The organism is Dokdonella sp. (assembly GCF_035703485.1).
GTDB lineage: Bacteria > Pseudomonadota > Gammaproteobacteria > Xanthomonadales > Rhodanobacteraceae > Dokdonella.
Window position 1 is genome coordinate 1 of sequence record NZ_DASSYD010000189.1, and the last position, 19,755, is coordinate 19,755.

The 19,755-nt window shown below is 58.5% G+C and carries 17 protein-coding genes; 12 read left to right on the forward strand and 5 right to left on the reverse strand.

Annotation, left to right across the window (positions count from 1 at the left end; genetic code table 11):
* Positions 1-182 precede the first annotated feature (182 nt).
* Positions 183-386 (forward strand): hypothetical protein, encoded by a 204-nt coding sequence (locus VFN25_RS14425; protein ID WP_325143116.1) that lies wholly within the window; start codon positions 183-185, stop codon positions 384-386.
* A gap of 51 nt (positions 387-437) precedes the next feature.
* On the opposite strand, the gene VFN25_RS14430 is transcribed toward VFN25_RS14425, so the two are convergent.
* From VFN25_RS14430 to VFN25_RS14440, 3 genes are all read right to left on the reverse strand, one after another.
* A complete protein-coding gene (locus VFN25_RS14430) occupies positions 438-995 on the reverse strand; it encodes a hypothetical protein (protein WP_325143118.1) in 558 nt (185 codons plus the stop codon).
* A 110-nt stretch (positions 996-1,105) separates the two neighbouring features.
* Positions 1,106-6,613 carry an RHS repeat-associated core domain-containing protein gene (locus tag VFN25_RS14435; RefSeq protein ID WP_325143120.1) on the reverse strand — a complete coding sequence of 1,836 codons (5,508 nt, stop codon included), beginning with the start codon at positions 6,611-6,613 and terminating at the stop codon, positions 1,106-1,108.
* Between the two features lie 284 nt (positions 6,614-6,897).
* Complete coding sequence (locus VFN25_RS14440; RefSeq protein WP_325143122.1) at positions 6,898-7,323, reverse strand: helix-turn-helix transcriptional regulator; 426 nt, start codon at positions 7,321-7,323, stop codon at positions 6,898-6,900.
* A gap of 194 nt (positions 7,324-7,517) precedes the next feature.
* Between VFN25_RS14440 and VFN25_RS14445 the strand changes: the two genes are divergently transcribed.
* The 7 genes from VFN25_RS14445 (at position 7,518) to VFN25_RS14475 (ending at position 14,537) form a co-directional block, all read left to right on the forward strand.
* A complete protein-coding gene (locus tag VFN25_RS14445; RefSeq protein WP_325143124.1) occupies positions 7,518-8,036 on the forward strand; it encodes a 3-hydroxyanthranilate 3,4-dioxygenase in 519 nt (172 codons plus the stop codon).
* 118 nt (positions 8,037-8,154) lie between these two features.
* Positions 8,155-9,177, forward strand: coding sequence for an amidohydrolase family protein (locus tag VFN25_RS14450; RefSeq protein ID WP_325143126.1), 1,023 nt, complete (start codon positions 8,155-8,157; stop codon positions 9,175-9,177).
* Between the two features lie 4 nt (positions 9,178-9,181).
* A complete protein-coding gene (locus VFN25_RS14455) occupies positions 9,182-9,691 on the forward strand; it encodes a hypothetical protein (protein ID WP_325143127.1) in 510 nt (169 codons plus the stop codon).
* On the forward strand, positions 9,688-10,974 hold the full coding sequence (gene kynU, locus VFN25_RS14460; protein ID WP_325143129.1) for a kynureninase: 1,287 nt from the start codon (positions 9,688-9,690) through the stop codon (positions 10,972-10,974). Before VFN25_RS14455 ends, kynU begins: the two co-directional genes overlap by 4 nt.
* A 7-nt stretch (positions 10,975-10,981) precedes the next feature.
* A complete protein-coding gene (locus VFN25_RS14465; protein ID WP_325143130.1) occupies positions 10,982-12,394 on the forward strand; it encodes an NAD(P)/FAD-dependent oxidoreductase in 1,413 nt (470 codons plus the stop codon).
* Entirely contained in the window at positions 12,391-12,927 is a 537-nt protein-coding gene (locus VFN25_RS14470; protein ID WP_325143132.1) for a DUF3293 domain-containing protein, read from the forward strand. Before VFN25_RS14465 ends, VFN25_RS14470 begins: the two co-directional genes overlap by 4 nt.
* A gap of 68 nt (positions 12,928-12,995) precedes the next feature.
* Complete coding sequence (locus VFN25_RS14475) at positions 12,996-14,537, forward strand: GNAT family N-acetyltransferase (RefSeq protein ID WP_325143134.1); 1,542 nt, start codon at positions 12,996-12,998, stop codon at positions 14,535-14,537.
* A gap of 93 nt (positions 14,538-14,630) precedes the next feature.
* Here the strand turns inward: VFN25_RS14475 and VFN25_RS14480 are convergent, their stop codons facing one another.
* Together VFN25_RS14480 and VFN25_RS14485 are read right to left on the reverse strand one after the other, a co-directional pair.
* Complete coding sequence (locus tag VFN25_RS14480; protein ID WP_325143136.1) at positions 14,631-15,512, reverse strand: hypothetical protein; 882 nt, start codon at positions 15,510-15,512, stop codon at positions 14,631-14,633.
* Positions 15,513-15,710: 198 nt separating this feature from the next.
* Positions 15,711-15,926 carry a LapA family protein gene (locus tag VFN25_RS14485; protein WP_325143138.1) on the reverse strand — a complete coding sequence of 72 codons (216 nt, stop codon included), beginning with the start codon at positions 15,924-15,926 and terminating at the stop codon, positions 15,711-15,713.
* A gap of 72 nt (positions 15,927-15,998) precedes the next feature.
* On the opposite strand from VFN25_RS14485, the gene VFN25_RS14490 reads away from it, so the two are divergent.
* The 4 genes from VFN25_RS14490 (at position 15,999) to VFN25_RS14505 (ending at position 19,487) form a co-directional block, all read left to right on the forward strand.
* On the forward strand, positions 15,999-16,688 hold the full coding sequence (locus VFN25_RS14490) for a methylthioribulose 1-phosphate dehydratase (protein WP_325143140.1): 690 nt from the start codon (positions 15,999-16,001) through the stop codon (positions 16,686-16,688).
* On the forward strand, positions 16,685-17,254 hold the full coding sequence (locus VFN25_RS14495; protein WP_325143142.1) for an acireductone dioxygenase: 570 nt from the start codon (positions 16,685-16,687) through the stop codon (positions 17,252-17,254). Before VFN25_RS14490 ends, VFN25_RS14495 begins: the two co-directional genes overlap by 4 nt.
* Before the next feature lie 86 nt (positions 17,255-17,340).
* Positions 17,341-18,033 carry an acireductone synthase gene (gene mtnC / locus VFN25_RS14500; protein ID WP_325143144.1) on the forward strand — a complete coding sequence of 231 codons (693 nt, stop codon included), beginning with the start codon at positions 17,341-17,343 and terminating at the stop codon, positions 18,031-18,033.
* Positions 18,030-19,487 carry a C13 family peptidase gene (locus VFN25_RS14505; protein ID WP_325143146.1) on the forward strand — a complete coding sequence of 486 codons (1,458 nt, stop codon included), beginning with the start codon at positions 18,030-18,032 and terminating at the stop codon, positions 19,485-19,487. The genes mtnC and VFN25_RS14505 overlap by 4 nt, the downstream gene beginning before the upstream one ends.
* Positions 19,488-19,755: the final 268 nt, after the last annotated feature.

Consider the following 19,755-nt stretch of genomic DNA (forward strand, 5'->3'; position numbering starts at 1 on the left):
ACCGATGGCGTGGACGTGCGGTGCGCGACTGGACGCCCATCGAAACGGTCTGGCTCAACCCAGATCGAAAGTCACCCGCCAAGACAGAATCTGAGCGTCTGGTTGCATGATTGAGCGGACAACTTCGTTGACAAATACCGCTCTCGCGAGCGGGTCACGGTGCAGCACGGAAATCGCTGTATATGCCCGGTCTCGTTGCCAAGCGCCACAACCCTGTGATCATCGCCTTGGCCAAACGCTTGAAAGACCGTGGCATGGTGCCGAAAGCCATCGTCGGCGCAAGCATGCGGAAACTCGTCCACCTGATCTACGGCATCGTCAAGTCGGGCCAGCCTTTTGATCTGCAAATTCCACTACAGCAGCTTGCTTTTCAAGACGGTATCTGACCCCTTTATTCCTTTGTTCCTGACCCCTTTGTTCCCCTTCTTTTCGTTCTCTCAGGACTTCGGCCCAATGTGAATCGAATTCAAGATCGCGTTTGCGGCAGCTTGCGCGTCTTCACGCCAATCAGGACGAGTAACCGAGTTGTAGACACCGATACCAAGATAATGGTGCTTATCCAATGGTACAACGTAGCCGGAAGGCAATACTCGATAAGACACGTACCACCCATCCCTACCGGCGACTTTTATCGGATCGAAGCGCAAAGGCGGAATCGGCGGACCATTGTATTTGGGGTCTCGTACGACCGCCTGCTTATAGATCAGGTCCGCCTGCCTTCGTAGGGCTCCTTGCAAAGCTGACAAGTCGTCCAGGGGCTTTTCGCTGAAATTCACTGCGATCGCGGCAGTTAACGTTCCTTCATGCGGCGCGAACCCATTCTTTCGATAGTCCCAATGTCGGGAGAGTATTCCTGCCGAACCAACTTCATCAAAGGCATTTGGATTTTGCAAATCAATTCGCTGAGGCACAGGCGGGTCCAAGAAGTCCTCACTGATACCCGGTGGTATCGCGAACTGCAAAACCTGATCACCAAGGTCAACGCGATAAGTCACCCAATCCCGAGTTTCTCCAGACGGTAGGCTCGCTGCATTGCCTATCGAGGCACATCCCGCCACTACCACAGCAAACAGCGATGCAGGTAGTGACTGAATCATAGTGCCCATCACGGGTTTGGAACGGCGTAGGTGTGGGGGCTAGTTTCGCCGGGACCAAACAGTTTCGGCGCATTTAAAATTGATCGCGCCATGCGATCAGGCCGATTCCATCCCCGTAGACCGAGTATCTGCGGCACTAGGTCATTCGGTCGGTCAAAATAACCCTGTCGGAACAACTGAATACCTCCGCGAGCAAGGATGCGATTGGTGGCCCAAGCATTGTTAGCGCCCGAGTCAAACGCCACCGTAATATTACTTAAATTGGCACCGCCATTAGCTGCTACCCGAGCCGCTTCGGCGAAGATAGCGCCGCCTTGACTATGCGCATCCCAGCTCATTGGATGATTGACGCTGGTCAAAACTCCGCTGAAACCACGCGCTATGTTGGATGTCCAGCCAAGTTTATCTTGTAGTGATTCGACCAGGTCTTTAAACATGCCTTCGGTCGGGTTATATGCCAAAGTGTAGCTGTCTGCGCCAAACCGAGTATGGACATGCTCCGCCATTAGACCCATTGCTCGACCTACCTCATTCATGATGCCATTGATTGCACCATAGTTCTGATCTGGAGCGAAGGTGCGCTCAAAGCTCGTGACTAAAGGCATTCGTTGACCAGGTATTTGTACCGATGCCACGTTATAGCACTGAATCCCACCCGCGCAGCCCTTGCCACTGTCCGCTATCGCGCCAATCTTGTCGTGGTCGTTGCTACCGTCCGGGCCGTTCTTTACCCAGCTATCGGCGCCATTTGAAGGGTTAAAAGCGACATTGATGCTGCCGCTAATGCTCTTGAAGTTGCTGACGCTCATCTGACCGGTAAATGCAATATTGTCGCCAGCGTTGCCAACGACAATGGTCGTTGTCTTTCCGGTTTCGACATCCTCCATCGTATTGACGCCATCGTCCAAACAAGAAGCTGGATCCGTCGACAGGCATGCAGCATACCCAGTCGGATCCCTCCCACTCAACGGATTATTCATGATGTAGCTGTAAGGATTCATCGACTGCGTACTAGTCGGAAACTGAATCACCGGATCCACACTCAGGAACCGTCCCAACTCATAGTCATAAACCCGCCCATTCATATGAATCAGGCGCACATCATCGACATGCTGATGCCCGGTAAAGCCACGCAAGGTATCCGGCAGCAGGTTGAGTTGGCCGCCGACACGATCCGAGTAGTCGCCATTGCGCACCTTGCCGAAGGCGTCGTAGGCGGTGGTGGTCGGCGCGACGCTCTCGGGGCGATGGTTGTGATCAAAGCACGCACTGGCCCCGCCGGTGTAGAAAGAGCAGCCATTCCCGTTGCAGGCGCGTACCTCGTATTCAAAGCTCGTGCTTTCGGCGAACCTGGGCCAGGTCTTGGTGATTGTCTGCTGCGTTTCGGTGGTGGTCGTGTAGTACACATCCTGCGGGTCCGCCATGCCGTTGTGCTCGTGCAACTCATAGCGCGTCGCGCCATTACTTGCCGGCCAGTCGATGGTGTAGGTGGCGGTGGTGCCTGTGGCACAGCTGAGCTGCGAGCTGTGGATGTACGCGGGAGCATCCGGCAGGGTGCTGCCCGCAACGGTCACGCTGACCGTGTTGGAAAATGCACCGCAATACGGATTGCCGGGGTCGCTCGGGTTGTTGCGGCAGCCACGTATGTTGTAGTTGTAGTCGCCATCGCCCCGCTCCAGTACGGTATCGGTGCCGTTCTGGACGGAGTAACTCCAGCCGCCGCCATTGAAGCTCTCGCGCAACACGTAGTAATCCGGTTGCGGTGACGGTGACGGCGCGGGGCTCCAGCTCAAGCTGATCTGACCTCCGCTGGAGCCGGCACCGGGTGGGTTCATGTGAGGCGCGCCCGGCACTTGCGGATCTCCGCCGACGGTTACGCTGATGGCGGCGCTCGGATTGCCGCAAGCGCCCGTGCTCAGGCAGGACTTGATCCGGTATTGCCAGGTTCCATTGGATCTGGCATTGGCATCCCAGTAGGTGGTCGTCACACCGGAGGCCACCGCCTGAAAGGACGTCGCTCCGGGGGGTTTTTCCTCGACCCCATAGTTGTTCGCGCCACTGGCAGCGGCCCAGGAAACCTGGAAGTTACCCGCAGTGCTCGGAGGACTGGCCGTGACCGTATCCGGAGGCAGCGGGACCACATCTTCATAAAACGGTTGGCTGAGATCGCTGCAGGTCGAATTGCATGCCTTGACCTGATAGGCATATTGGCGCGGTGCCTTGGCGGCGGGCGGCGACCACAACGTGGCGGAGCCTTGGTAGACCAATACCGCTCCTCGTATGGCACCGATCTCGAACAACTGGTACTCGGTGGCACCGTTGATGGGGGTCCACTTGAGGGTGTAGTTCCCGTCATAACTCGGGTTCTGCAACGAGCTCAAGGTCGGTGCGGTCAAACCGCCACCACCGCCACTGCCCTCGACCGCCAGCGACATCACTTGCGAGCCGAGTCGATCACGCAACACGGCCTTGATCGTATCGACACCGCTCTGGCGCAGCACGGTGACCGGGCCCAACTCGTGACGCTGGGTCAGGGTGCCTCCGATCCAGGACTCCTCATAACCGGCCGCACCGAACCAGGTATTGTTACTGCCTGCGAGGGTCTTGAACACATCGCCATTGGCCGAATAGGCAAACTGGGCGCTGCCGCTGCCGCCATTGCTGTCACTGAGCCGCTGAATCGACCACGGCTGGTTGTTGAAGTCGTAGGTCGCATTCAAGGCGCTGCCGCCGGTGACATTGCCGTTGGCATCGCAGCTGTAGGTCAGCGCGCTGCCCGCCCGCACCACCGCGCTCACCGCATGCGGGCCACAGGATCCATTGCCATACACGTACGAGCCCGGCGTGGCGAAGCTGTAATCGCTCTTGGCCGAAAGATTGCCATTGTTCTGGTAACGATAAGTGACCGGGGCCGGGTTGCCGGGAACGCCATTGCGGGTGGTCTGGGTGAGGCGTTGCAAACCATCGTAGGCATACGATTCGCTGGCCGTGGCACCGTTCTGCGTGCTCGATTGCGTTTTCAGGTTGCCGAAGCTGTCGTAGCTGTAATCGAGCTGATCGAGCGTGCTGGCCCCTTGAGTCCATTTCTTCTGCTTGAGCTGGCCGGTGCTCGCATAGGCCGAATGCTTGCCGGTGATACCGCCGGCCCAACTCTCATCGGTCAGATTGCCCCAGGCATCCTTGGCCGATCCGGTCCAGTAGATTGCACCGGTGCCGTAGTTGCTGAGCTGATTCAGATCGCCGTAACTGGTGTAGTCCTTCCTGACCATCAGGCCGCTTGGGTAGCCGGTGGTAAACGGACGTCCATAACTGTCATAGGTGTAGCTGGTGATCCACTGGGTGTTCTGGTTGTCAAATGGTGTTGTGGTCTGGGTCGACAGTCGCTTGGTGTTTGACTCGTAAGTGTTGGATTCCTTCCAGATCTGGGCCAGCGCAAACGTACTCGATCCCTTCTTGCGCGCGGCATAGTCGAGCAGGCCGGCACCTCCGCTTGGGTCGTAGACCCAGTCATCCTGAATCACCTTGAGGCTCGGATCACTGGCACCGTTGTTCGTTGCGGTGCGCGTTCTCAATCGACCGAGCACATCGTATTCATGATGGGTCACAACACCGCGGGCATCGGTCTGGTCAATGACTTCGCCGAGGGCGTTGTAGGTGAACTGCCAATGGCCGGCATCGGGATCGACAAGATCCGTACGCTGACCGAGATCGTTGTAAGTCGCAGTAAGGACAGAGCCGCCCGCATCCTTTGCCGCGATCGGATTGCCGAGCCCGTCGTACCAGTAATTGGTTGCGGCATAGGTCAAGTTTGATCCATTGCCCTGCACGGTCTGCTCAAGGCGACCGAGCACATCGTAGGAACGACTCATGTCCATGCACAGGTTGGCGTTCGACGAGTTGGTGTTGGACGGGCAAGTCGAAGTCGAGGAAACGCTGGCGGCACGAACCTTGATCGTCGTTTTGCTGCCGTTGTACGCATAGGAGGTGACGACGTTGCCGTTGGACTGGTCGAGTTCCGCACCCGGTGCGTTCTTCTGCGTCGGCCGGTTCAGTGCATCGTAATTCCAGGCGGTGAGGTACGGCGTCTGACCGTTTCCTTGTTTGAACGGGGTGCTCTGCATCGAAACCGTTCCCATCGCATCGTAGTCGGTTGTCGTCTCGATGAAGTCGCCGTTTCCGATCGGTTGGCCGTTTTCGTCGTACTCGCCAAAGCCGCGCTCGACATGTTTGATCGTGCGACCAAGAACATCGAACCAGTCGACACTGGTCGGCGAACCCGCTTGGACCCTGCTCACCCGCCAGGCGGCGTAGTCCTGATTGTCGCCTTCACCATAGCCATTTCCGTTGTCGCACAAACTTCCTTTGCCGCCTATGCATCGTGCATAGCTCACGCTCACCGGCGGCAGCAGTGGCTGATTGTCGGCATCGGTAAAGCTCATGCCAGTCAAACGACCAAAACCATCGTAGCTGCTGGTGCTGCTGAGACCGTTGGGATCGGTTTGCTCCGTGACCTGGCCATCCCGCGGCGAGTGCTGCGTAGTCGAGGTTTGCTCGGCGGCGTTTGTTGTGGTCAGGACAAAGTAGCCGTCCTGTTGAGTAGCCGGGTTGTCGCCGTCCTTGGTGTAGGTGAATTGGGTCGCGCGTGGTGGCGAGATATCCGTGCCGGTGATGGTGACACTACTCGGCAGACCCCTGGCTGTCGTCGAGGCATAGTTGTAGGTCGTCGTCAGGGTTTTGCCCGCGGCGGTCACCGTTTGCGATTGCGGGGTGCGATCGGGCGAGTTCCAGAGATAGCTGGTATCTACCGTTCGAGTTGGTGCCGTTGCGTTGCCATTGGGCAGCTTCCGGTTGCCGTCAAACGTCAGCGAGGTCACGACATGTGAACTGCTTAATCGATCCAGCCACCAGCTTCCGGTATCCGCCGGAATATATGTGTTGGTCGTGGTGACCCTATGCTCGCTGACGAAGCTACCCCCGGCACCATCGTCGGCGCTGGTGACAACCTGCGTGTGCAAATTGCCATTGCTGTCCCAGCCCGAAGCGCCTCCGCTCGCGGCAGCGGCGTTGACGGTGGTGATATGGCTGACGGCTGCACCAGTGCCCAGATCGTAGTTTTCGATCCTTTGTGAATCAAGCAATGGCGAATAGACTGTTCCGCCATTCGTATTGACCGAGGGATTCGGCAAGGCATCACCTTGTGGACACGCACCGCGATTGGCATTGCAGATCCAAGTGTCGGTTTCCCTCTTGATCAGCCTTCCAGTTCCGGGAATCTTCGTCTCCACTTGCTCGATCCGACCGGTCAACGGAAACTTCTGGTGGAAGGTGGTGGTGGTGCGTAATTGGCGCCAGGTCTGGCCGCTCGGTGCAACGTTATTGGATACGATCGTGCGAAAACCCTGAAATCCGCGCCCGAGATGGTGATACATCGCCTCGGTGTAGCCGTAGAACGCACTCCGGGCACCCTCGACTGATCCATCGCCTGAGTTCTGCGCCATGCCATAGACAACCGGCATGGAACTTTGGAACCAGCCATGGTGCCCGTTGTCGCATCATGGGCAGGTGGCGTGTCAAAGACAGCCTCAGGGGTCGTAATCGTCCCACCGAAGGCATAGGCCTCGTTGCTGGGCGTCAGCACCGAAAGTCCACCGCACAACGTCAATAGCAACGCGTACACAAACGACAGCGACGAATTCCGCCCCGTGAAAAACCATCCCATAGTCCCGCTCCCGATCCCAGTTAGCGCGACAGACTAGGCAATGGCCCAGGCTAACGAAAGGGACCGCGATACCAAGCGTGACTAACGAGAATCAAATGTTCGCGGCAATGAAAGCTCTTCTGCAACATCCAATAGGAGTGACCGACACTTCGTCGGTATCTCTCTGAAAACTCTCAGCAAATTCTCTTCCTGGAGACAGTGAGCAAAGAACTCCAGCGAGACAGCAGGTACGTCGTCGTTGCCCAGACTCACGTTGCCACTACTGGATGCCTTTCCCGTTACCAGCCAATCGATGGAAACGCCGGTGATTTCGAAGATTCGGACGAGACTCTGAAGCGTTGGTTGGGTTCCGGACGGATGCTCCCATTGCGCAACAGCGCTGGCGCTGACGCCAATGCGTCGGGCCAACTCGGATTGCGAAATGGATGCCTTGCGTCGTGCAGAACGAATACGATCCGCCAGCGTGGAAAACTCCAGCCCTCTAGCTGAGCTTGGTTTCTTGTTCAAGTGCTACTTATCCTCAAGTGTGACTTACAAATCCAAAAAGAATTGTAGCTAGCTCAATAGCTTGTGTAAAACATAGTTTTTAACCACTCGATTACAGCGCCAATCAACACATGCGCCCTCGTCAAGTATGAGCCGGCCAAGCCAAAGCAGTACACTGTAGACATCTCCTGAAATCAGGCTTCCCTTTCGACGCCATGATCACGCCCGCTTTCAACCTGCAGCAATGGATCGACAAACACCGCCACTTGCTCAAGCCGCCGGTTGGCAACAAGTGCATTGTCGATGGGGATTTCATCATCATGATCGTCGGCGGGCCGAATGTACGAACCGACTATCACTGGGATGAAGGTCCTGAATTCTTCCACCAGCTCGAAGGCGACATGGTGTTGAAGATCCAGGAGGACGGCCAGGTTCGCGACATTCCGATCCGTGCCGGCGACATGTTCTATCTGCCACCTCGGGTGCCGCATTCGCCGCAACGCAGCGCAAACTCGATTGGCCTGGTTATCGAGCGCAAGCGGCTCGCTCACGAGAAGGACGGATTGCTCTGGTTCTGCGAACGCTGCAATCACAAGTTGTTTGAGGAGTTCTTTACCTTGCAGGACGTCGAGATCGACTTCCTCGCCGTGTTTGATCGCTTCTACCGGTCACTCGAATCACGCACTTGCAAGTCCTGCGGCCACGTGAACCCGGCACCGGCTCGCTACGCCTGAGCGGGCCCGGTTTCCGGGAGTTTGGTCGCAAATATCGCAACACCTTGTCTCAGAATTGATCGCGGCAGGTGTTTCGGCTCGTTGCCGCGATTTTGCGTGGCTGGGTTAAACTTGGCAGATGCTCAAGATCGATACCCACGCACATATCCTCCCAGAGACCTGGCCCAATCTCGCTGAAAAGTACCGCGACGATCGTTTCCCGGTCATGGTCAATGCCGAAGGCCGTCATCGCATCTACAAGGATGGCAAGTTCTTCCGCGAGATCTGGGCCAACGCCTTCGACCCGGAAGTGCGTATTGCCGACTACTCGAAATTCGCCGTCGATGTGCAAGTGGTTTCGACGGTTCCGGTGATGTTCTCGTACTGGGCCAAGCCGAGTCAGGCTCTCGAATTGCACCGCTTCCTCAACGACCACACCGCGGAAATCTGCCGCCGCTATCCGCGCAACTATGCCGGTATCGGTACGGTTCCGTTGCAGTCGCCGACCCTGGCCATCCAGGAATTGGAACGTTGCGTCGATCAGCTCGGCATCACTGCCATCCAGATCGGTTCGCATATCGAGGATTGGAATCTCGACGCGCCGGAGCTGTTCCCGTTTTTCGAAGCAGCCGCCGACCTCGGTGCGGCGATCCTCGTCCACCCGTGGGACATGATGGGCAGGGAGTCGATGCCCAAGTACTGGCTGCCGTGGCTGGTCGGCATGCCGGCCGAGCAGGCTCGCGCGGCTTGCTGCCTGATCTTTGGCGGCGTCCTTGAACGCCTGCCGAAATTGCGCGTTTGCTTCGCTCACGGTGGTGGATCGTTCCCCTACTCGATCGGTCGCATCGAACACGGGTTCCGCATGCGTCCGGATCTGGTCGCCACCGACAATTCGCGCAATCCACGCGATTATTTCGGTCGCATCTATTTCGACTCCTGCGTGCACGATGATGCCGCACTGCGCTATCTGCTCGATGTCGCCGGTGTCGATACGGTCATGCTTGGAACGGACTATCCGTTTCCGCTCGGTGAACAGGAGCCAGGCAGTGGCATCACCGCACTTGACCTTAGCCGGGCGGAGCAATCCCGACTGTTCCACGGCACTGCCCTTGAATGGCTCAACCTGCCCTATTCCCGATTTGCACAAGACGACACGGAGTAACCCGATGAAACTGCTTCCCCTGATCCTGCTAGCCGCCATTGGCAGCGCCAGCGCGCAAGACCGCTCCGATTACAACCTCAACGACGGCAAGATTCGCTTCAGCGTTCCGCAAGACTGGAGCGCGATCATGGAAAAGTCCGATGGCAATCCGCAGGCCATCACCTTTCATGTCACCGATCCCGCCGCTGAAGGCACCGATGACATGGCCAGCGTCACGGTCAAGACCCGACAGCTGAAATCTTCGGCCGATTTTGCCGACGCAACTACAAACGAGATGCTGTTGTCGAAGGCGCAGACGGGCTACGAGGCTGCTCTGGATGGCAGCGCTACCGGCATTCATCACTACTTCGTCATGCGCGGCCAGACCCGCTACGAGATCCGCGACCGCTTTAACCTGATGGGCGAGATCGCCGTCCAGGTGCGCTGCCAGCGGCCGATACTCAAGACGACGACCAAGGCCTGGACCAGTCAATTCGACCAGGGCTGCGACAGCGTCGCCAATTCGCTGAAATGATCGATCTCGCCAATCGTGAGGCGCGCGAAGCCTGGGCCCTGGCGGCGGACGAAGCCGATCCCCTGGGCCGGTTCCGTGCGGAGTTCCATATTCCGCAGCAGCAAGGCCGAGATATCGCCTACTTCTGTGGCAATTCGCTCGGCTTGCAGCCTCGGGCATCGCGCCAGGCGGTGATTGATGAGCTCGATTACTGGGCTGAGCTCGCCGTCGAAGGACATTTCCGCGGCCGCCTGCCGTGGATGGACTATCACGAGTTCGTACGCGATGATCTGGCCAGCATCGTCGGCGCCAAGCCGATCGAAGTGGTTGCGATGAATTCGCTCAGCGTGAACCTGCACTTGCTCATGGTCAGCTTCTATCGACCGACTGCCGAACGCCCGGCAATTCTGATCGAAAAATGCGCCTTCCCCTCGGATCGCTATGCGGTCGAGGCCCAGGTTCGATTCCACGGCTTCGACCCTGCCGAGGCCCTGATCGAACTGGAGCCCGATGAAGCGGACGGCACCTTGTCCGAGGCGGCGATCCTCGATGCCATCAATCGGCATGGGTCCCGGGTCGCCCTGGTCCTGCTGCCCGGCGTGCAATACCTGACCGGCCAGGCACTGAACCTGAAAGCAATCACTCGCGCAGCGCAAGCGCAAGGTTGCGTAGTCGGATTCGATCTCGCCCATGCAGTCGGCAATATCGACTTGAACCTGCACGATTCAAATTGCGATTTCGCCGTGTGGTGCAGCTACAAATATCTGAACTCCGGACCCGGCGCCGTTGGCGGCGCGTTTGTCCATGAGCAACATGCGCAAACCACGCGACCGCGCTTCGCCGGCTGGTGGGGTCATGAAAAATCCACGCGATTCGAGATGGGGCCGCAGTTCAAGCCGACTCCGGGTGCCGATGGCTGGCAGCTATCGAATCCTCCGATTCTGGCACTCGCTCCTTTGCGAATATCGCTTGAAGTTTTCAACAACGCCGGCTTTGCAGCCTTGCGCGAAAAATCGCGTGCGTTGACCGGCTATCTGGAATGGCTGATCGAGGATCGAGTTGCCGATGTCCTGAGTGTAATCACACCCGGAGAACCTGCCCGTCGAGGCTGCCAATTATCTCTGCGGGTCAAGGGCCCACGCGAATCCGGACGCCAGTTGTTCGAGCATCTGCAGCGCGACGGCATCGTTGTCGATTGGCGTGAGCCCGATGTCATTCGCGCCGCACCCACGCCACTCTACAACCGCTACATCGATTGCCGCCGCCTGGTCGAATCGGTCGCGCAGTGGCGCTCTGCCCGGTAGTCCGGAAATGAAAGCAGCTCCCATCACGATCGTCGGCGCCGGCCTGGTCGGCTCCCTGCTTGCCACCTTGCTCGCCCAGCGCGGCTTCGAAATCACCGTTTTCGAGCGCCGACCCGATCCGCGCAAGGCCGGCTTCCTCGGTGGCCGCTCCATCAACCTGGCCCTGGCCGAACGCGGCTGGCATGGCTTGCGTCTGGCCGGTCTGCAAGATCGCATGCGACCGATTACGGTGATGATGCGCGGCCGCATGATTCACGACATCGATGGCCGCACCAATCTGCAACGCTATGGTCGCGATGACTCCGAAGTGATCTGGTCGGTCAACCGCGGAACGCTGAATACGACCATGCTCGATGCGGCGGAGGCTGCTGGTGCGGTCATCCATTTCGACCAGCGCCTCGAATCGGTTGACTGGAAAACCTCGACCCTGCACCTGTGCAGCGAGGATGAAAGCCGACGCAGCCATCAGGCCGACATCATCCTCGGCAGCGATGGCGCCGGATCCGCGCTGCGCGCATCGATGGCCCAGGTGATCGGTCTCGGCGAACGCTTCGATTCGCTCGGCCACAGCTACAAGGAACTGGAAATCCCCGCTCTGGCCGATATTCCGTCGAGCCGGCTTCCTGCTGACTTGCGCGAGGCACAGGCGCGCGGCGAACGCTTCGCGATGGAGCCGAATGCGCTGCATATCTGGCCACGCGGCAACTACATGTGCATCGCTTTGCCGAATTCCGAAGGCAGTTTCACGGTCACCCTGTTCCTGCCCAACGAAGGCGAACCGAGTCTCGCCAGCGTGTCCAGTGCAGCCGATGCACGCGCTTTTTTCGAGCGCGATTTCGCCGACACCGTGCCCTTGATTCCGGATCTTGAAAAAGACTATCTCGGCAATCCGACCGGCCTGCTCGGCACGCTTTATCTGGATCGTTGGCATTTCGAGGGCAAGGCACTTTTGATTGGCGACGCCTCACACGCGATCGTGCCGTTTCATGGCCAGGGCATGAACTCGGGGTTTGAAGACGCCGTCGAGCTGGCCGAACTGTTGACCGCATCGCCCAATGACAGCGCTGCGGTCTTCGCCGAATTCGAACGCAGGCGCAAGCCGAATGCCGATGCGATCGCCGAGATGGCGCTCGACAACTACATCGAGATGCGTGATCGCGTCGATGATGCTGATTACCTGCTCATGCGCGAACTCGGTCATACACTCGCCGCACGTCATCCGGGCCGCTGGGTGCCGCGCTACTGGATGGTCACGTTTTCGCGGATTCCGTATGCAATCGCTTACCAGCGTGGCGAAATCCAGCAACGCATCCTGCGCGAACTGATTGCCGGGAAAACGTCACTGGCCGAGATCAATCTCGATGGCGCTGATAGCCGCATCGTTGAAGTACTAGGACCGGTGCCTACCCAAGAGTCATGAATGCGGCGGCGGATCTGCTCGACGTTTATCGCGCCAGCCACTACCAAGTACGCATGCCCGGTGGCCGTCGCGTCACCCTGCGTATCGGCCAGCCGGCTCCGTTGGCCCTGATCAACTGGGCGGACCCGGACTGGCCGCTGGCCTGCATCAGTGCCTGCAATCCGCAATCGGAGAAGTTGTCCGCAACCCACAATCGTCAACGCATGCGCGAGTTGCTCGGTCGGGTCCGTTCGTATCAGGGCCGCGTGCTTGCCGCTGCCGGTCGTATTCCCGGTCACGAATGGCGCGAATCGTCGCTGCTGGTCGCCGCGCTCACGCTTGATCGAATCGACACGCTTGCGCTCGATTTCGACCAGAACGCCGTCGTCGTCATCCGCCCAGGGTTGCGCATCAGACTGCGCATCTACCGCAGGGAATGGGCCTCATTGTCAGACCCGACCAGCGACCTCGAAGCGCCCGACGATTCCGTCATCAACACAAGTCAGCGTGCGAATCAGCGTGAAAGATCAGCCGGGAAAAGCCCGAATGGCTGATAATCTGCTCTTTACCGCGGTGCGCAACTTGCGCCCGCACCCATCACTGAATTCCGAGGAACAACGTCATGACCGATGAGATCATCGAAGTGCGCAAGATGCGCATGGAAGACTACCCGGCCATGGTCGAAATAACCGCGCGCGCCTATGCGGGAATCGGCGGATTGCCATGGGGTCTTCAACATATCGGCAAGCTGCTCGATCTGTTTGCCGATGGCCAGTTGTGCATCACCGTGGGTGACAAGCCGGTTGGCTTCGCCCTGAGCCTGATCGTCGACTACGGAAAATTCGGTGATTCGCACAGCTACGAGGACATCACCGCAAAATTCACCTTCAGCACCTACGATCCCGACGGCGATGTGCTCTATGGCCTCGACATCATGGTCGATCCCGATTATCGCAACATGCGTCTGGCCCGCCGACTCTACGAGGCACGCAAGGCACTCTGCGAAAACTACGGACTGCGCGCAATCGTTGCCGGTGGTCGCATCCCCGGATACGCCGAACATGCCGAGCAGATGACGCCAAAGGAGTACATCGAGCGCGTCACGCTCAAGGAACTTTACGACCCGGTTCTGAGCTTTCAGATCGCCAATGGCTTCCATGTGCGCAAAGTGTTGACCAACTACCTGCGTTTCGATGCCGAATCAAAGGCCTTTGCCACCCTGATCGAATGGAACAACATCTACTATCAGGACAAACCGGACATGCACAAGCGCCAGCACAGTCTGGTGCGCATTGGCCTGGTGCAGTGGCAGATGCGTCAAATGGACTCGCTCGACTCGTTGCTCCAGCAGACCGAGTTCTTTGTCGATGCTCTCGGTGCCGTGCGTGCCGATTTCGTACTGTTTCCCGAGTTGTTCCACATGCCGCTGATGGCCCAATTCGGCGACCTCAGCCCGGCCGATGCGATCCGTCGACTGGCCGAGTTCACTCCGACCATCTGCGACAAGCTCAGCCAGCTGGCGGTGAATTACCACATCAATATCATCTCCGGAAGCTTGCCCTTTCTAGAAAACGGTCACCTTTACAATGTGGCCTATCTGTTGCGCCGCGACGGCAGTCGCGATGAGCAGCGCAAGATCCACATCACCCCCGGCGAACGGCGCTGGTGGGGCATGAAGGGGGGCACCCAGCTCAAGGCTTTCGACACCGATTGCGGAAAAATCGGCATCCTGATCTGTTACGACAGCGAATTCCCGGAGCTCTCGCGCCTTCTCGCGGACCAGGGCATGCAGATCCTGTTTGTTCCATTCCTGACCGAGATGAAAAACGGTTATATGCGCGTACGCTTGTGTACGCGCGCACGAGCAATCGAGAACGAATGCTATGTGGCGATTGCCGGCGCGGTCGGCAACCTGCCCAAGGTGCAAGCCTCCGATACCCACTATGCGCAGTCGGCAGTGTTCACCCCGGCGGATTTCGCCTTTCCCGGTGATTCCATCATCAACGAGGCAGCCGCGAATTCTGAGGCTCTGCTCGTTGCCGAGGTCAATCTTGACCTGCTTCGAACCCTGCATGAGCACGGCTCGGTAACCACGTTGAAGGATCGCCTGCCAAACCTCTACTCACTCAAGTGGACCGGCGACGCCCACGAATTGAAAACTTGATCGGAACGCTGGTCACACCCCGGTTGATGCGATTCCGCAGAGACGAAAAAGCCACCCTCTCGGGTGGCCTTTCGAGATCACTTGTGGTTCGGATCAACGGCGGTTCATTGCCAGTGCACCGATACCGAGCAGACCACCGAGAAGAGCCAGCAACAACCAGTTGGAGTTGACCGGAAGTTCACGCGCCGGTTCGAGCGGAACGCCGCCGACGGTGCCACCAATGGTCATCGGCAGACCTTGTTGCGTCGCTGACCCGCTGTCATTGAACGGTCCCCAGACACCAGAGGCGAACTGCATCGCATTGCCGGTCGTTGCCTGACCAACGGTGGTAAGGGGCGGAGCCCATGGCCCCGATGCCAGCGAGCCTGCAACTGACCAGTCGAGCCAATACGTACCGGCAGGCAGGTTGATATTGAGACCAGCTGCAGTCGCGGCCATGATCGGCCGATTGGTGACATCCGGGGTTCCCTCGGAGTCGCGGAAAATATTGCTGAACGCGGTCGACGTCATGACGTTCGTTGTCGTGTCGCCGAAAATGACGTTCGAAGTAGCCAGACTCGGATCACCATCCCAGATCTGAAGGTACAGACCTGTCAGCGACGATGTCGTCGGCGAATTGGTCTGATAGGCATAGACGGTGATGTCATTGACCGTCCAACCGGATCCCGTCACGACAAAATCTTCCGCCATGCGGAAACTTGCTGAAAACGAGACATTACCGCCAAGTGTCGTCATTCCCAACGAGGCGTTCTGCAAACGGCTGACATCTGCGCCACCCGCACCAGCCCCCGGCAGGGTGACAAGACCCGGTCGGGTATCCAGCAAGCTTGGACTGCCAAGCACCTGGAGCGGCGCACCTGGCACATACGTGTTGTTTGGCGTCTCCGCCGGGTTGTAGGTTTCGTGACTTTGCGCCATGGCGACGGTCGATAACGCCATGCTCGCGACAACGGCCAACATTGTATTCAATCTCATTCCGGAATCCCCATTCAAGATTAGAGCTATAGCGCCCACGCGGCGGACAACAGCGCCCGCATTGTATTCCTATTCCACCCCGATACAACCGTCTGAAACACCCCAAAATGCCGCTTCAACCAGAGCGATTCTGGTTGAGCCAACCGCCGATTCAACAATTGCCCGACATTTTCAGGCCTCTTTTTGCGGCTTTTGTCGTCAACGGCGCCGGTAAGTCCACATCATCGCCGCCCCGAGAAGAAAGCCGATCACAAAAAATACACCGAGCCAGACCATCAGCGGCAGCGCGGCACTGAAAATCAGAATGCTCAGTGTTGTCGTCGCGCTGTTCTGCCAGATCACCAGAAACACCAGCACGATCAGAACCGTGATCACAATCAATCGCGTCTTTCGCGTAGCACCTTGAGCGGTCATGTCATTGGCCTTGATTCGGTAGTCCAGCCCAGTCTAGCGCGCTGCGCCAGATCATGAGGCAGTCTATCGTCCATGTCGTATCATCATAACTTGTCTGGACGGCTATCGCGGAGAGTTCCCATTACCACATCCCTGCCCTATGAAAGCGCTGAGTTCCTGCTCAAGGCGCAAGCCATTGCTGACGCCGGAGCCAGGCTTGCCGCACTCGGCTGGACCCCGGCGACCAGCAGCAATTTCTCGATGCGCCTCGGTGACCAGTTCGCCGCCGTGACCGTTTCCGGACGCGACAAGGGACAACTCGGCATTGACGACATCATGGTTGTCGACTTCGACAACCGGCCAATTGCCACATCAGCCCGGCCTTCCGCCGAGACCGCCCTGCACACCCAGATCTATCGCCGCCTTCCTGAAGCGGGCGCGGTGCTGCATACGCATTCGCGTGCGCAAAGTGTCGCTTCACGCCTGTTCGCCACCGCCGGAAACGTTCGTTTTGAGGGCTGGGAACTGCAGAAGGCGATTTCCGGCTACCAAACGCATGAGAGCGTGCTCGATCTGCCGGTGTTTGCGAATACCCAGGACATGACGGTTCTGGTCGACCAGGTTGATGCCTGGCTCGATGCCGGCAAGCCGCTACACGGCTATCTCATTGATGGCCACGGCATCTACGCCTGGGGTGTTGATATGGCCGAAGCGCGACGCCATCTTGAAGCGTTCGAGTTCCTGCTCAACTGCGAACTGGATCTGAGGAGACTGTCACCGTGAGCCATCTGCGTATTTTTGCCGAGGACAACAGCGAAACACCCTTGGAGACGCATGCCACGCATGCAGAAATCGCCAAGGCACTTGCCGCGGTTGGCGTGCGCTTCGAGCGATGGCGAACCGACAAGCCGATTGCCGCCGGCGCAAGCCAGGAGGAGGTAATCGAGGCCTACCGCGAAGACATCGACAACCTGATTCGCGAGGAAGGCTACAAGAGTGTCGATGTCGTCAGCCTGACGGCCGACCACCCGGATCGCGCCGCTTTGCGCCAGAAGTTTTTGAGTGAGCACACGCATGTCGAAGACGAGGTGCGCTTCTTCGTCGCCGGCTCGGGTCAATTCAGCTTGCACATCAAGGACAAGGTTTACGACATTCTCTGCGAAAAAGGCGACCTGATCGGCGTTCCCGATGGCACCCGCCACTGGTTTGATATGAGCGAGGAGCCAAACTTCGTCGCCATTCGACTGTTCAACAATCCGGCCGGCTGGGTTGCCGAATTTACCGGCGACAAGATTGCGGACAGGTTTCCGCGCATGTCACCGAGTCGTCCCGACAGCCCGACCCGTTGAACGCAACAAGTCCAATCCGGTGAATTCACTTCCGGTATTCATTGGACATGCGAGACTCAACAGCCACATGACAAGGATGCACACCCATGTCCAGAATTCGCGCGATCCTCACTGATATCGAAGGCACCACCAGCTCGATCAGTTTCGTCAAGGATGTATTGTTTCCTTACGCGCGCAAGCGTCTGCCTGCCTTCGTCGTCACCCACGCCGACACGCCCGAAGTGCAACACTGGCTTCAAGAAGCCGCTCGGGAAGCCGGTCTGGTTTCGGCCGACGAGCAGGAAATCATCGACCTGCTGATTAGCTGGATCGACAGTGATCGCAAGTCGACAGCGCTCAAGGCCTTGCAAGGCATGATCTGGGCTGACGGATACAAGGGCGCCGACTTTCGCGCGCACATTTACGAAGATGCCGCGCGTTGCCTGCAAAAGTGGGCTGCCAATGGACTGCGTCTGTATGTGTACTCCTCCGGATCGGTACCCGCGCAAAAGTTGCTGTTCGGCAATACTGAAGCGGGTGATCTGAGCCCGCTCTTTTCCGGCTATTTCGACACCGAAACCGGGGCCAAGCGTGAATCGGCATCGTATGCGCGGATCGCCGAAGCAATCGCGCTTCCCGCGGCCGAGATCCTGTTTCTTTCCGACGTCGTCGACGAACTCGATGCAGCGCAAAAGGCCGGGATGCAGACGATCCTGCTGGCCCGCGACGCGAATGGATGCGCGGCGGATTCGGGGCATCGTTGTGTCGTCGATTTCGATGCGATTGATCCAAACCCATGACGCCATCCGCTTCGATGATTGGCAACGGTTTCCGCATCACCTTTCTGCGCCGACCGCGCGGAAACCCGGTGCTGGCCGGAGCCAACGCGTTCGTCGCGAGCCTGCTGTTCTACCTGTTGATAGAAATCCTCAGCGCGGCAATCCAGGCCGATCCCCCGCGCATGTTCGTCAGTTGGGGATTCAGTACGCTGCTCGCCGACAGCACGCTGACCCTGGTTGCGGCCTGGTTGCTTGTGCGAATTTCCGGACGTATCCAGATCGTCTGGGCGGTGGCCGCCATTGCTTTGGCCGCGACGGCGGCAACCTCGCTTCTGATCCACTGGCCGCTGCAAGCCGCTGCATTGCACTTGTTTCGTGGCGGCAATGATGGCGCCGCGCTCGCCCTTACCTGGCTGTCACAAGCCTGGTGGCTTTTTGTTCTGATTGCACTTGCCCGCTGGCTGATGCCGAAACACCTGCCCAAAGCCCTGCTTGCCGCTGCGCTGGCATTCGCGGTTTCGGCAATGCCATGGTGGTGGATGCCTGGCGCGCCGCTGATCATGCACGATCAGGCGGCAGCCCAGCAGATGATTCAGGACGCTGCTGGCGACACCATCAGCGGTAGCGGCTTCGACCTCGAGTCCACCGAAGAAGGCGCAAGCTTCGATCCTGAACGACTCATGTTCGATCAGCCGCAGTTGCTTGGATCAGCCATTGCGGCGCTGCACCCGCGCACGCCCGGAAAAACCAATCTGTATGTTGTCGCCTTCGCAGGCGATGGCAACGAGAACGTGTTTCGCAATGAGGCCGAATACGTCGAAAAACTGTTCTCCGAGCGGTTCGGCGCCGACGGCCATATGATCATTCTTGAAAACAATCCGGCCAGCATTGATTCGCGACCACTGGCCACCCTGACCAATCTGCGCCTGAGCCTCGATGCGATCGCCGAGCGAATGGATCCCGCCGAAGATATCCTGCTTCTCTATCTGACCTCACACGGCTCGCACGACCACCAGCTTTATGTCGCCCTGGATCCCCTGCCCCTGAATCAGATCACCCCGGAAGATCTCGCCGACGCCTTGAACACCACGCCGCCGATGCGCTGGAAGGTCATCATCGTCAACGCCTGTTTCTCGGGCGGATTCATCGACGCATTGCGCGATGATTCAAGCATGGTCATCACCGCCGCGCGCAGTGACCGCAGCTCGTTTGGTTGCGGGTCGGAATCCGAGATCACCTATTTCGGCAATGCGTTTCTGGCCGACGCGCTGAACGAGACGACTTCCATCACTGAGGCATTCGCCAAGGCCAAGGCAACGGTTGCCGAGTGGGAAGCCCGTGATGACGTGGAAGAGCCCTCCGAACCACAGATCGCCAGTTCACCCGGCATCGAAGCGAAACTGGACGCCTGGCGAGAGGGATTGCCAGCGCATGCGCCGGTTCCCTTTACGCCCGCGGAAAACCGCAAACACTAAGGCAACGCTGATCAAGTGGCCCAACCGTCATGGCATTCAGAAGGTTCGCCGGTCGTGCTGCGTGGCGAAGTGAAGGGTGGTTGCCTTGACGAGCCGCGCGATGCGGCTGGCGGGCCTTCTCAACGCCACCTGTTTCAACTAAAACAATCGGTTAGGCGACACCTGTCAGCGTGCAGATCGCGGCGTGCTGGCGCAGATGCACTGGCTGTGCTTCATGCCAGCGCAACAAAGAACTGCGCGCAGACAGGTGTCGTGACGAATGTGCCAC